Origin of the sequence: Methylobacterium ajmalii (assembly GCF_016613415.1) — a bacterium.
Classification (GTDB): Bacteria; Pseudomonadota; Alphaproteobacteria; order Rhizobiales; family Beijerinckiaceae; genus Methylobacterium; species Methylobacterium ajmalii.
Genome location: NZ_JACWCT010000053.1, coordinates 1 through 12109, shown reverse-complemented (window position 1 = coordinate 12109; position 12109 = coordinate 1). Strand labels below are relative to the sequence as shown.

Here is a 12109-nt window from a genome sequence, read left to right as displayed (position 1 = left end):
CCGGAGGCGCCGCGGCTCGTCGAGCCTTCCGCTCAGTTGATGCTGTAGGCGCGCTCGATGACGACGCCGCAGCTCTCGGCGAGGCTGAACGCCATGTCGCGGCTGAGGCCGAAGATCAGCGGCGTCTCGCCGCGATAGAGCGTGTAGCGGCCATCGGGCCGCACGGTGATGCGAACCGGGTCCTGCATCCGATGCTTCCTCCGATGTCCAGCCTCTCGTGACGGGGCCGGATCACGGGCAACGATGCTAAGCCGATTCGGCCCGGGCGCGAAGAGGCGCGATTCAGGGCGGTGCCGGCAACGTCACGGCTCCTCCCGTCGCGGCCCGCCGCGGGGCGCCTCCGCGCCGATCGATTGGCGCCACTCGGCGAGGAAGCGGGCGCGCTTGGCCCGGTCCTGCACCGCGAGCAGCACCGGCCCGACGGTGATCGGCCGCAGGATGCCGGCGGTGGCGAGGCTCGGCGGACCCTCGACCCCGGCGGGCAGCGGGCCGGTGCGGTCGAAGAAGAACGCCTCCTCGCGCGAGACCTTCTGGCCGCGGGCCGACAGCAGGTAGTCCACGAACGCGAAGGCGTCGCCCACCGCACGGGCGGTGACCGGCACCAGGACGGCGCGGCTGAGCACCAGGGTGTAGTCCCGCGGCACGACGAGGCCGATCCGGGCGCCGCGCCGCATCGCCCGGTAGACGTAGGAGCCGAGCAGGTTGTAGCCGATCGCAATCCGCCCGGCCTCGAGGTCGGCGATCAGGTCGCCGGTGCAGCACCGCACCCGCAGGTCCGCCCGGCCGAAGGCCTCGACGAGGCGGCCGTAGGTGGCGGCCGCGCGGGCGTCGTAGGCGGCGAACAGGTAGCCGATGCCCGACAGGGTGATGTCGTAGGAGCCGATCCTGCCGGCATAGGCCTCGGGCTTGCGCCGCAGCAGGTCGACGAGGGCGACGCGGCTGTGCGGCAGGTCCTCGGGCGGCACGAGGTCGGGCCGGTAGGCGATCACCGCCGGCTCGGTGGTGAAGCCGAACACCTCGTCGCGCCAGGCCGCCCAGTCGGGCTGGCGGGCGGTCTCGAAGGAGCGGTGCGCCCGGGCGCAGCCGTCGTTGGCGAGCTTGATCAGGTGGTCGACCGAGGAGGAGATCACCACGTCTGCGGGATAGTCGCGCGCCGCCCGGCCCGCGGCGCAGGCCGCCGCCACCTCGCCGAACAGGTCGGCGGTGACGTATTCGTGGTAGATCACGGTCACGTCCGGGTAGAGCTGCTGGTAGTCGCGGATCAGCGGCGCCATCGCGTCGGCATCCGCCGCGGCGCGGATCGTCAGCACCGTGCGCTCGTGCTCGCTCGCAGGAAAGCGGGTCACCTCCTCGGCTCCCGCCGTCCCGGCGGCCAGCGGGGCGAGCAGCAGGGCAAGCAGCGGGGCCACCGCGCAGGCGAGGCGGCCGATCATGCCTCGGCTCCGTCGGGCAGGGACAGGATCACGGAGAAGCCCCGATCCGAATGGGTCTCGAAGCGCATCTCGCCGCCATGGGCCGCGGCGACCTCGGCGGCGATCGAGAGGCCGAGGCCGGACCCGACTCCGCCGCCGGCGGCGGCCCGGAACGGCTCGCGCACCCGGGCCCATTCCCCGCTCGGGATGCCGGGCCCGTCATCCTCCACCGCCAGCAGCACCCGGCCGCGCTCGCGCCCGACCCGGACGGTGAGCCGGCGGCGGGCGCCGTGCCTGTAGGCGTTGTGGATCAGGTTCGACAAAGCCTCGCGCAGCGCGATCGCGTCGCCCGGAATGGTCACGGCCTCCTCGGGGCCCTCGTAGCCGACATCGACCGCCCGGTCGCCGGGCTGCTGCTGCACCGCCTCGATCAGGGTGCGGCGGGCGAGCCCCGCCACGTCGACCGGGTCGAAGGCGACGGAGCGGGCGCGGTGGATCACCATGGCGTGGTTGAGGAGCTGGTTGGTGAGGTGGCCGAGCTCGGCGGTACGCGCGCGGATGCGGGCGAGCTGGTCGCGCCGGCGCCCCTCGTCGGTCTCGCGCGACAGGAGGTCGAGCTGGGCGGAAAGCGCGGTCAGCGGCGTGCGGATCTGGTGCGCCGCATCCGCGATGAAGCGCTTCATCACCGCGACATGGCCCGACAGCCGGCCCATGAAGTGGTCGATCGAGGCGACGAGCAGATGGATCTCCCGCGGGGCGGCGAGGCCCAGCGGCTGGAGTTCGTTGGGCCCGCGGGCCGCCAGCACGCCTTCGATGGCACGCAGCGGCCGCAGGGCCGCGCGCACCGCCACCGCGACGGCGCCGAGGGCCAGCGCGCTCATCGCCAGCACCATCAGGCTCGCCTTGACGGTGAGCGCCCGGGCGAGCCCGCTCCGCGCCTCGCGGGTCTGGGCCACCACCACGGCGGCGAAGCCCGCCTTCGCGGCGTCCGGCACGTAGCGCCCGGCCACCACCGCCCGCACCGCCTGGCCGCGATGCTCGGCGTCGAGCAGCACGGGTCCCGCCGCGAGGCGGGCCCGGTCCACCGGCACCGCGAGGTCGGCGTCACCGGTGAGCAGGCCGTCGGCGGGATCGACCACCTTGTAGAAGATCCGGTCGCGGGGGCTGAGGCCGAGGGTCTCGAAGGCCGAGAACGGCGGATCGACCGAGATCTCGCGCCCGTCGCTGGCGATGGTCTCGGCGATCTGGAGCGCCGCTCCGACGAGGAGCCGGTCGTAGGCCTCGTCGGCGGCGAGCCGCGCCGAGGCCCAGGCGGCGGCGAGGAGCAGCCCGGCGCCGACCGCGAGCACCAGGGCCAGCACCGCGACGAGGCGGGCAAACAGCGAGGAGCCGCGCAGGATCATGCCTCCGGGCCGACGACCTGGTAGCCGAGCCCCCGCAGGGTGCGGATCTCCGCCTGGGCCCCGGCGGCGACGAGCTTGCGGCGCAGCCGCGCCACGATCTGCTCGACGGCGTTCTCGCTCGATTCCTCCTCGAGGGCGAAGACCCGCTCCAGCAATTCGCCCTTGGGGAAGATCCGCCCCGGCCGCGCCGCCAGGATCTCGATCAGGGTCCATTCGCGCCGCGTCAGGTCGAGGGCCTCGCCCGCCACGCTGGCGCTGCGGGCCTCCCGGTCGAGGCGCAGGTTGCCGAGGACGAGCGCGTTGTCGGCGTGCCCGCTGTTGCGGCGCAGGAGGGCACGGACCCGGGCTTCCAGTTCGCGGAAGTCGAACGGCTTCACCAGGTAGTCGTCGGCACCGAGATCGAGGGCGCCCACCCGGTCGTCGACCTCCGAACGCGCGGTGAGGACGAGCACCGGCACCGGCCCGCGGCGCGCCCGCAGCCGCTTGAGGATCGAGAAGCCGTCGAGCCCCGGCAGGTTCACGTCGAGGATCACGAGGTCGTAGGCCTGGACCGCGAGCAGCGCGTCGCCGGCCTCCCCGTCCACCTCCCAGTCGACCGCGTGGCCGAGCCCGCGCAGGCGCACCGCGATGGCCTCGCCGACGTCCCGCGTGTCCTCGACGAGCAGGATGCGCACAAAAGTTCCTCTTCGTCGGGCCGGTGGAGATATCTGTCAGGTCGGCGACAGGTTCGGACCCTACCCCACGCTCCAACGCCCGGCCAAGCGCATGCCGCGAGGAAGCCGGGCCAAGCGACGAAGATCCGGGGAGGCACCGCCATGAACGCACGTCCGACCATCATTCCCGAGCCGCTGCTCCAGGTCGAGGGCGTCACGCTCCAGTACAAGACGACCGATCATCTGGTCACCGCGACCTACCGGGTCGATTTCGAGGTGATGCCGGGCGACCGCTACATCCTTCTCGGGCCGTCGGGCTGCGGCAAGTCCACCCTGCTCAAGGCGATCGGCGGCTACATGACCCCGGTCGAGGGCGAGATCAAGCTCAAGGGCCGCAAGGTCACCGAACCCGGCCCCGACCGGATGATGGTCTTCCAGGAATTCGACCAGCTCCTGCCGTGGAAGACGGTCAAGCAGAACGTCGCCTTCGCGCTGACCGCCAGCGGCCGCGCCACCGGCACGGAGGCCATGGACCGGGCGATGTCCTACATCGAGAAGGTCGGCCTGGCGAAGTTCGCCGATTCCTTCCCCCACATGCTGTCGGGCGGCATGAAGCAGCGCGTGGCCATCGCCCGCGGCATGGCGATGGAGCCCGACATCCTGCTGATGGACGAGCCCTTCGCGGCCCTCGACGCGCTGACCCGGCGCAAGATGCAGGACGAGCTCCTGCGCCTGTGGGACGACACCCGGTTCACGGTGCTGTTCGTCACCCACTCGATCGAGGAGGCGATCAAGGTCGGCACCCGCATCCTGCTGCTCTCGCCCCATCCGGGCCAGGTCAAGGCCGAGCTCAACAGCCTGCCGGCCTCGGAGCTCGGCACCGCCGCGCAGGGCGCCCTCGAGACCCGCATCAACGACATGCTGTTCGCCTGACAATCACACGATCCGGGAGACACGCCGTGACCGCCACCCTGGCCCCGCTTTCCTCACCGTCCCTCGCCTCGCCGCCCCTCGCCTCGCCTCTGTTGACGCAGCGGCCCGAGATCGTGCGCGAGACCTCCGCCTCGGGCGCCATCAGCGTCGAGCAGCGCCTGTCCTTCGCCGAGCTCGCCTACCGCCAGAGCTGGCTGCGCAAGGCCGCCGTCCTGGCGGTCCTGGCGGTGATCTGGGAGGCCTACGGCCGCTGGCTCGACAACCCGCTGCTGTTCCCGACCTTCTCGGCCACCGTCGAGGCCTTCGCCGCCGCGATCCTGAGCGGCGAGATCCCGACCAAGGCGCTGGTCTCGCTCCAGACGCTCGCCATCGGCTACGGCATCGGCATCGTGCTGGCCGCCCTGCTCACCACGCTGGCCATCGGCTCGCGGATCGGCACCGACCTGCTCGAGACGCTGACGGCGATGTTCAACCCGCTGCCGGCGATCGCGCTCCTGCCGCTGGCGCTGATCTGGTTCGGCCTCGGCCAGGGCAGCGTGGTCTTCGTTCTCGTTCACTCGGTGCTGTGGGCGATCGCGCTCAACACCCATGCGGGCTTCCGCTCGGTCTCGAACACGCTGCGGATGGTCGGGCTGAACTACGGCCTGCGCAACCTGTCCCTGGTGCGGGCGATCCTGATCCCGGCGGCCTTCCCGTCGATCCTCACCGGCCTCAAGGTCGGCTGGGCCTTCGCCTGGCGCACGCTGATCGCCGCGGAGCTGGTCTTCGGCGTCTCCTCGGGTTCGGGCGGGCTCGGCTGGTACATCTTCGAGAACCGCAACGCCCTCGAGACCACCAACGTCTTCGCCGGGCTGTTCACCGTCATCATGATCGGCCTGTTCGTCGAGAACGTGATCTTTGCCAACATCGAGAAGAATACAATCCGCCGCTGGGGCATGCAACACTAGAGCGCTTCACGATCGCCCTGTAATCGCGAAGCTCTCCAAGTCTTTGTTTCATCGCAATTTCCAAGACAAACCGGCATCCGGTCCGTCGGAAAATGCTCCCGCGCCCATGCCCCCTGGACCCGGCGCGGTCCGGGGGGCAAAGACGACCCGCAAGAACCACAGCAAGAACGACGAAAACGGGAGGATCCCATGTTCGCACGCAAGCTCCTCGGCCTCGCCGCCGGCGCCGCCCTGGCGCTCACGATGGGCCTCGGCCCGCTCCGCGCCGAGGTGTCGGAGATCCGCATCTCGAAGGGCTACGGCGTCCTCTACCTGCCGCTCTTCGTGATGCAGGAGAAGAAGCTCCTCGAGTCCCAGGCCGCCAAGGCGGGGCTCGGCGACGTCAAGGTGACCTGGCTGACGCTCGATGGCGGCAACGTCATCAACGACGCGATGATCGCCGGCTCGCTCGACATCGCCGGCACCGGCGCACCGGGCTTCCTGGCGCTGTGGTCGAAGGGCCGCGGCAGCCCGAAGACCGAGGTGATCGGCGTCTCGGGCATGTCGGCCACCGCCCTCGACCTCAACGTCAACAAGCCGGAGATCAAGTCGCTCGCCGACTTCACCCCGAAGGACAAGATCGCGATCCCCGGCATCAAGACCTCGCTCGCCGCGGTGGTGCTGCAGATGGCGGTGGCCAAGCAGTTCGGGCCCGAGAACTACACCAAGCTCGATTCGAGCACCGTCGGCCTGCCCCACCCCGAGGCGGTCGCCGCACTGCTGTCCGGCCGGACCGAGATCGTCGGCCACTTCGCCTCGCCGCCCTTCACCAACGTCGAGCGGGCCGACCCGAAGGTGCGCACGATCCTCAAGGCGTCGCAGATCTTCGGCAACATCACCCTCGACGTGGTGTTCGCGCTCAAGCGCTTCACCGAGGCGAACCCGAAGACGACCCTGGCCTTCCTGGCCGCCCTCGACGAGGCCTGCGACTTCATCACCACCAACAAGGCCGAGACCGCCGAGATCTTCGCCCGTGCCTCGAAGGTGAAGGTGTCGCCCCAGGAGGTCGCCCAGATCCTGGAGGATCCCGACAGCAAGTTCTCGGCGACCCCGCACGGCATCATGGAGTTCGTCACCTTCATGAACCGGGCCGGCATCATGAAGACCAAGCCCGCCACCTGGCAGGATCTGTTCATCCCGGCCCTGCGCGAGCGCGCCGGGAGCTGAGGCCCGCCGTCCCGGCCCTCCGGGCGATTGCGGAATATTTTCATAACGGAGCCCTGCCGCGCCACCGCGCGGCGGGGTTTTTTAACCAGCCGTTAAGCCTGTCCGCCCGTGATGGCGGCCATGCCGACTCACGCGACGACCGCTTCGCCGACCCTCGACCCGCTCGAGGATGCCCGGGATCTCCAGGCCAGCATCGCGGCCCTGCGCCTTCTCCTGAAAGCCCAGGGCCGCCAGTTCGAGGCGATCGAGCGCCGCCTCTCCCCGCCCGGCAGCCCGGCCGAGACGGGGGCTCGGCGCCTGCGCGCCCTCAAGGCCGGCGGGGCCTGACGCGGGGAGCGATTCAACCAAGAAGTGCGCCCACGCGAGTCGTGCACGCCGGTGACCAAGCCGTAACCGTGATCGACTCGCGGATGGACCGCGCCCTCCCGCTCAGCGTTATCCAGTTGACAGTGAGAGGAGAGGAAGCGTGGACACCTGCAGCGGGACGCCCGTCAGCCTGACCCTGGGTCGATGCAAAATCGAGGGCGTCCTGCGGGCCGTGGGCGAGACCGTCGACATGCCCGCCGAGGCGGGCCATCCGGCGCGTCGGCTGCGCAACCTGATCCTCGATTTCGGGTCGGCCTGCGCCCCGGTCGAGGTCTGGCTGGCCGAGCCGCCGCAGCCGGGCCCGGCCGTCGCCCCGACCTGAGGCGGCCCGCTCAGGGCTTCATCAGGGTCCTGAGGACGTCGAGGATGTCGTCGCCGCGGCAGGGCCGGGCGACGAAGCGGGCATGGGACGGCATCCGCTCCGGATCCGGCTTGCTGCGCCCCGAGACGACGACGATCGGCAGGTCGGGCCGCATCTGCTCGGCCGCGCGGGCGAGGTCGAAACCGTCGGTCTTGCCGGACAGTTCCACGTCGGTGATCAGCGCGACGATGTCGGTTCGCGCGGTCAGGAGGCCGAGGGCCCGCTCGGCCGAGGCCGATTGCAGCGCCTCGTAGCCGGCCGCGTCCAGGACGTCGCTGAGATCCATGATCGTCAGCGCCTCGTCCTCCACGACCAGGACCACCGGCCGCTCGTCCTTGGCAGTCACGGTGTCGTTTCCCATGTCGCCCGTTCTCACGTCGCCTGTCCTTGCCGGTCGGGCCCGATCCGGACGCCCGCCCGGGAGGGGCGCGGGGTCCGGGGGGCTGTCTCCTGGTGTCGCTCGGCCGATTCCGGCCGGCCGCCGCGGACGCGCCGGCCGTTGATCGAAACGGCCGATACCCTGCACAGGTTGCAGCGGCCCTTCGTCCGCCATCCGATCTCCCTCCCCGGGACGACAGGAATTCGCCGCCCCGACGATCTCGCGCTTGCGCCGCGGCCCCAGCCCCGCTAGAGGACGGCACCCGACCTGCACGGGCGCCCAGCGCCCCGCAGATCTGGCCCGGAGAGGTGGCCGAGTGGTTGAAGGCGCACGCCTGGAACGCGTGTATACGGGCAACCGTATCGAGGGTTCGAATCCCTCTCTCTCCGCCAGTTTTCTGGCATCCCCAAAAAGCCAATGACAACAGGGACTTATCTGCCGCCAGAATGGTGATGTCCCCCATGTTGTCCCCTTGGATGTCCCCCACCGAAGGCGATGACGGCCGCGTTCCCGCGAGCTTCTAGCCCTGAGCTGGAGCCCTACATCCGGCCGCTCGGTTCGATGATGCTCGCTTACGGGCGTGCCCATGAGGCGGTGGTTGATCTGGCCTTGCTCGAGATCGCCAACGAGGCGGAGGCTAGGCAGTACGTCGCGGGGACGGAGGAACTGCCGAAGAAGATGCGGCGGCTGCTCCGGTGCAAGCTCGACGGGGGCCGCTTCGAGGCCATGAGCCGGCACCTCAAGTGCCTCTCGGTGGTTGCGAGGGAGCGCCACAACCTCATCCACGGTGAGTGGTGGTTCGATCCCTTCGATGGTGGACGGCTCGTTGTGCGCCGACTTCACCGCAACACCCTGACCCATGCTCTGCACGTCACCCCGGATCAGATCGACGCCTGGACCGCTACCCTCGAGGAGATCGCGGACGAGCTTGAGTTGATCCAAGAGGGAGCCAGTAGGGAGCGGGAGGCTTGTGGCGATGAGGTGCTAACAGCGCCGCCAACCTCTCCCCTGCGTACCTTACTTCGCCGATTGAGGCTTGTTCGGAGGTAGGGTTGACCCAGTTCAGCGGCGACATGGGAGAGTTCGCTCGAGCGACGAGGCTCAGGCTGTCGGACTGGCGGTCACCGGGCGAGTTCGAGGCGATCCTTGAGGACGTTCGAGGGCAGGTGACACCCTACGTCCTGTTCAAGTACCCCGCGTGGGGCTTCTGGCGGGATGCTTGGACGCTCGGGCAGTTCTCCACGCTCTCCGGGGCGGACCGACTTCAGCTCACAACCCCCTCCGAGCAGTATCCAGATGGACGGGTGAATGTAGGTTCCGAGGTCCTAGATGTAGAGGTAACAGAGGCGATGATGCCCGGCAGGAAGCGGGCCAACGAGTACGCGCCTGACGCTCCACAAGTGCGGTACGATCCTGTTGAAGACTGGGATCGACGCCTCAATGAACTACCAACCGCCCCGGACCGCGCGATCAGCAAGAAGGTGGGGAGACTCTACGGCCAGAAGCCTACCCTGCTTGTCTACCTCAACATCGGAGCTTACGGCGACTACCGAGAGGAGGAAGCGCGATCAAGCATCGCAACGATCAAGGAGCGGCACGCAGGGAGCTTCAAGGCCCTGCACGTACTCTGGGGTAACAAGCTGGTGTAGCACGGAGCCAAGCCACGCTCGCCAGTGATACCACGACCTGCCCGTGGGTCTTGCCGGCTGGTGCGATCCGGTCTCTGGTGCGCCGAGGCGGAGGGCGTAAGCTCACAACACCATACAGCCGGGGCGTTGATGGCCGAGACGAGCACCATCGAGTGGACTGACGCAACGTGGAACCCGGTGACCGGGTGCACGAAGATCAGCGCAGGCTGCGACAACTGCTATGTCGAGAGGTTCTCCGAGCGGTTCCGTGGCGTCCCGGGGCACCCGTTCGAGACGGGCTTCGACCTAACCCTCCGGCCCGCGCGTCTGACGCAGCCCCTGTCATGGCGGCAGCCGAAGATGGTCTTCGTGAACTCCATGAGCGACCTCTTCCACAAGGGCGTGCCATCGGCGTTCATCGACCGCGTCTTCGACACGATGGAACAAGCCGACTGGCACACATTCCAGGTTCTTACGAAGCGGTCGTCCCTGATGAGGGACTACCTGCGTCGTCGGTACGGAACGGGACGAGGCCCGGCACACGTCTGGTGCGGCGTGTCCGTAGAGGACGCGAGCAAGCTGTCCCGGGTGAGACACCTTCGGGACGCTCCAGCGAGCATCCGCTTCCTGTCCATCGAACCGTTGATCGGACCCATCGGGCAACTCGACCTCTCGGGCATCGACTGGGTGATTGTAGGCGGCGAAAGCGGCCCCCGTGCTCGCCCGATGTCCCCCGAGTGGGTGCGGGAAGTCAGAGACCAGTGTCGCAGGGCGGGCGTCGCGTTCTTCTTCAAGCAATGGGGGGGCTATCGGCCGAAGGCTGGAGGACGTACCCTCGATGGAAGAGAGTGGTCCGAGTTCCCTGGCAGGACAGCCGAACGTCTCCCGGATGCCGTTGGATGAGCAAGCGCCCGAAGGACAACACGGTTGGACCATGGGCAGAAGAGAAGCTGGATAGCCTTCGTCGAGGGTTGGACTACTGGACCACCCGCCTGAAGAAGAAGACGTACTGGGAGCAGGTGTTCGTAGACGCCTTCGCTGGCCCTGGGATGTCAGCGGTACGGAGTAGACACGCGGACGACAAGCCCGCTCACGCGAGTGGGATGGACGACATCTTCGCCAGCCTCCTACCTGCCGAGGAAGCAGACCCCGTCGAGCAAGAAGTGCGGTACCTGAAGGGCTCGCCTCGCATCGCGCTGGAGTTACCGAACCCGTTCCACCGCTACATCTTCATCGAGAAGGACCCGGAACGTCTCGCGAAGCTCGAAGGGCTCAAGGAGGAGTTCCACGGTAGGCGGTCGATTGAGATCGTTGCCGGCGATGCCAACCAGGCCCTCTTGTCCCTTCTGAACTCGAAGTTCAGCAAGAGAACACATCGAGCCTACATCTTCCTCGACCCCTTCGGCATACAAGTCCCCTGGTCAACAATCGAAGCCTTGGCGGCCACGGAGGCGATCGAGGTAATGATCAACTTCCCGCTGGGCATGGCCATCAGGCGCATGATGCCGAACAGCGGTGACGTGCCCAAGGGCTGGAGCATCTCGCTCGACACCTTCTTCGGTACGCCCGACTGGCGCAAGCAAACCTACGAGGAGGTCACGGACCTGGGCGGCACCAGAACGGTGAAGTTCGCCGACAGCGAAGAGCGCCTCTTGCAGTGGTACCGGGAACGTCTTGGGTTCGCCTTCGGTCACGTCTCGCAGCCTCAACTCATCACGAACACGAGGGGTGGTCGGCTCTACTACCTGATCTGGGCTGGCCCTCACCCCGCGGGGCTGACGGGCGCTAACTACATCCTGACGATGAAGTCCCGCGGTGGACCGAAGAAGCCCGCCCCTTCGCGTTGAGGCCCGGGTCATCGGGATCACGGGCCAAGCTCGGCACCGTTGCCCGCGACTGACCTCAAGCCGCCTGAACGATGCAGGGCCTTCGGACGCAGCCCGCCACCGTCAACATGGTAGAGGTTGCTGCTCCGCAGGTTGAAGGGATTGCAGTCTCGGTAGCGGACGCCTGTGCGCTCGAAGTCACCGGCTACAAGGCGCGCTACGGTGACGTTCCGGCTGCTACGACCCACCTGCTTGAAGCGCACGTAGAACTGGCCCTTGCCGTTCTTCACGAGGCGCCATGTGGGCGTGCCGTGGTCCTCCACGATGCGCCTGTAGTCCGAGAGGTAGAGCCACGCGGCTTCGTCGGCGTTCGTCAGGCGCACACCGACGACCTCTCGGCCATCGGCATCGGTCATGTGGATGAGGGCGTGAGGCTTCATGGGCAACATCACGTCTCATCGGCGACAGCCAGGGGCTGCGCGAACGGCGAGGGCTTGTAGCGCCGGATCGTGAGCCCTCGACCGGTTTCGTGAACCGAGAGGCCCGCAGCTCGGCCCACGGTGGAGCGGAGGCAGATCGTCTCGGACCCCTCATGGGTCATGGTCAAGGGCTCGTGGCAGGGCACGCCCTCGGTCTTGAGGATGCGAGCCGCTGCGACGAACGGTGTCTCGGAGGTACACAGAAGGCGGTCGCCAAGGCGCGCGTCGTAGCGCCCTCGGCGTAAGCGCTCGGTGACGGATCCACTGGTCAGGCGGCCTGCTCGGCCTCACTGGTTGGCATCCAGTTCCAAGGCAGCAGATCGGCCAGTCGCTTGGCCGGGTGATCGGCGATGCGCGTGAGCACGTCGCGCAGGTAGGCCTCCGGATCGAGCCCGTTCATCTTCGCTGTCTCGATCAGGGTGTAGAACGCCGCCGCACGCTCGGCGCCCAGCTCGGATCCCGCGAACAGGTAGTTCTTGCGCCCGACCGCCACACAGCGCAGCGCCCGCTCGGCCG

At 68.5% G+C, this 12109-nt stretch carries 16 protein-coding genes and 1 tRNA gene; 10 read left to right on the top strand and 7 right to left on the bottom strand.

The genetic code is table 11. The features are described 5' to 3' along the window. Positions 1-32 precede the first annotated feature (32 nt). The 4 genes from HPY23_RS09435 to HPY23_RS09420 form a co-directional block, all read right to left on the bottom strand. Positions 33-188, bottom strand: a complete 156-nt coding sequence (locus tag HPY23_RS09435; RefSeq protein WP_165602118.1) for a hypothetical protein — start codon at positions 186-188, stop codon at positions 33-35. Between the two features lie 114 nt (positions 189-302). Beyond that, complete coding sequence (locus HPY23_RS09430) at positions 303-1433, bottom strand: ABC transporter substrate-binding protein (protein ID WP_060848935.1); 1131 nt, start codon at positions 1431-1433, stop codon at positions 303-305. Next, the gene (locus tag HPY23_RS09425; RefSeq protein WP_060848936.1) at positions 1430-2815 is read right to left on the bottom strand and encodes a sensor histidine kinase; all 1386 of its coding nucleotides are present in this window, start codon (positions 2813-2815) and stop codon (positions 1430-1432) included. Before HPY23_RS09425 ends, HPY23_RS09430 begins: the two co-directional genes overlap by 4 nt. Beyond that, on the bottom strand, positions 2812-3489 hold the full coding sequence (locus HPY23_RS09420) for a response regulator transcription factor (protein WP_060848937.1): 678 nt from the start codon (positions 3487-3489) through the stop codon (positions 2812-2814). Before HPY23_RS09420 ends, HPY23_RS09425 begins: the two co-directional genes overlap by 4 nt. A 141-nt stretch (positions 3490-3630) precedes the next feature. Between HPY23_RS09420 and HPY23_RS09415 the strand changes: the two genes are divergently transcribed. From HPY23_RS09415 to HPY23_RS09395, 5 genes are all read left to right on the top strand, one after another. Then, positions 3631-4401 (top strand): ABC transporter ATP-binding protein, encoded by a 771-nt coding sequence (locus HPY23_RS09415; protein ID WP_091887611.1) that lies wholly within the window; start codon positions 3631-3633, stop codon positions 4399-4401. An 89-nt stretch (positions 4402-4490) separates the two neighbouring features. Beyond that, on the top strand, positions 4491-5348 hold the full coding sequence (locus HPY23_RS09410; RefSeq protein WP_091887643.1) for an ABC transporter permease: 858 nt from the start codon (positions 4491-4493) through the stop codon (positions 5346-5348). A 189-nt stretch (positions 5349-5537) separates the two neighbouring features. Further along, a complete protein-coding gene (locus tag HPY23_RS09405; RefSeq protein WP_091887613.1) occupies positions 5538-6554 on the top strand; it encodes an ABC transporter substrate-binding protein in 1017 nt (338 codons plus the stop codon). Between the two features lie 120 nt (positions 6555-6674). Beyond that, positions 6675-6881, top strand: coding sequence for a hypothetical protein (locus HPY23_RS09400; protein ID WP_060848940.1), 207 nt, complete (start codon positions 6675-6677; stop codon positions 6879-6881). A 139-nt stretch (positions 6882-7020) separates the two neighbouring features. Next, a complete protein-coding gene (locus HPY23_RS09395) occupies positions 7021-7242 on the top strand; it encodes a hypothetical protein (RefSeq protein ID WP_060848941.1) in 222 nt (73 codons plus the stop codon). A 10-nt stretch (positions 7243-7252) separates the two neighbouring features. On the opposite strand, the gene HPY23_RS09390 is transcribed toward HPY23_RS09395, so the two are convergent. Then, positions 7253-7642, bottom strand: coding sequence for a response regulator (locus HPY23_RS09390; protein ID WP_060848942.1), 390 nt, complete (start codon positions 7640-7642; stop codon positions 7253-7255). Positions 7643-7962: 320 nt separating this feature from the next. Here HPY23_RS09390 and HPY23_RS09385 point away from each other — a divergent pair. The 5 genes from HPY23_RS09385 to tcmP all read left to right on the top strand — a co-directional run bounded on the left by HPY23_RS09385 (position 7963) and on the right by tcmP (position 11135). Beyond that, positions 7963-8052 (top strand) — tRNA-Ser (locus tag HPY23_RS09385). Positions 8053-8155: 103 nt separating this feature from the next. Further along, positions 8156-8710 carry a hypothetical protein gene (locus tag HPY23_RS09380; protein WP_091887615.1) on the top strand — a complete coding sequence of 185 codons (555 nt, stop codon included), beginning with the start codon at positions 8156-8158 and terminating at the stop codon, positions 8708-8710. A 2-nt stretch (positions 8711-8712) separates the two neighbouring features. Then, on the top strand, positions 8713-9309 hold the full coding sequence (locus tag HPY23_RS09375; RefSeq protein WP_091887617.1) for a hypothetical protein: 597 nt from the start codon (positions 8713-8715) through the stop codon (positions 9307-9309). 129 nt (positions 9310-9438) lie between these two features. Then, entirely contained in the window at positions 9439-10191 is a 753-nt protein-coding gene (locus HPY23_RS09370) for a DUF5131 family protein (protein WP_091887645.1), read from the top strand. Then, the gene (gene tcmP, locus HPY23_RS09365; protein ID WP_175539985.1) at positions 10188-11135 is read left to right on the top strand and encodes a three-Cys-motif partner protein TcmP; all 948 of its coding nucleotides are present in this window, start codon (positions 10188-10190) and stop codon (positions 11133-11135) included. The genes HPY23_RS09370 and tcmP overlap by 4 nt, the downstream gene beginning before the upstream one ends. Positions 11136-11152: 17 nt before the next feature. Here the strand turns inward: tcmP and HPY23_RS09360 are convergent, their stop codons facing one another. Then, entirely contained in the window at positions 11153-11554 is a 402-nt protein-coding gene (locus HPY23_RS09360) for a hypothetical protein (protein WP_139234982.1), read from the bottom strand. A 307-nt stretch (positions 11555-11861) separates the two neighbouring features. Beyond that, positions 11862-12109: transposase domain-containing protein (locus tag HPY23_RS09355; protein WP_200601519.1), on the bottom strand; the 248-nt coding region annotated here is incomplete at its 5' end.

What these genes read in the sequence shown, in the direction of transcription:
- HPY23_RS09415 (WP_091887611.1), top strand. Translation starts at nt 3,631, where the DNA reads ATGAACGCACGTCCGACCATCATTCCCGAGCCGCTGCTCCAGGTCGAG.
- HPY23_RS09430 (WP_060848935.1), bottom strand. Translation starts at nt 1,433, where the DNA reads ATGATCGGCCGCCTCGCCTGCGCGGTGGCCCCGCTGCTTGCCCTGCTG.
- HPY23_RS09360 (WP_139234982.1), bottom strand. Translation starts at nt 11,554, where the DNA reads ATGAAGCCTCACGCCCTCATCCACATGACCGATGCCGATGGCCGAGAG.
- HPY23_RS09390 (WP_060848942.1), bottom strand. Translation starts at nt 7,642, where the DNA reads ATGGGAAACGACACCGTGACTGCCAAGGACGAGCGGCCGGTGGTCCTG.
- tcmP (WP_175539985.1), top strand. Translation starts at nt 10,188, where the DNA reads ATGAGCAAGCGCCCGAAGGACAACACGGTTGGACCATGGGCAGAAGAG.
- HPY23_RS09370 (WP_091887645.1), top strand. Translation starts at nt 9,439, where the DNA reads ATGGCCGAGACGAGCACCATCGAGTGGACTGACGCAACGTGGAACCCG.
- HPY23_RS09380 (WP_091887615.1), top strand. Translation starts at nt 8,156, where the DNA reads ATGACGGCCGCGTTCCCGCGAGCTTCTAGCCCTGAGCTGGAGCCCTAC.
- HPY23_RS09435 (WP_165602118.1), bottom strand. Translation starts at nt 188, where the DNA reads ATGCAGGACCCGGTTCGCATCACCGTGCGGCCCGATGGCCGCTACACG.
- HPY23_RS09425 (WP_060848936.1), bottom strand. Translation starts at nt 2,815, where the DNA reads ATGATCCTGCGCGGCTCCTCGCTGTTTGCCCGCCTCGTCGCGGTGCTG.
- HPY23_RS09405 (WP_091887613.1), top strand. Translation starts at nt 5,538, where the DNA reads ATGTTCGCACGCAAGCTCCTCGGCCTCGCCGCCGGCGCCGCCCTGGCG.
- HPY23_RS09400 (WP_060848940.1), top strand. Translation starts at nt 6,675, where the DNA reads ATGCCGACTCACGCGACGACCGCTTCGCCGACCCTCGACCCGCTCGAG.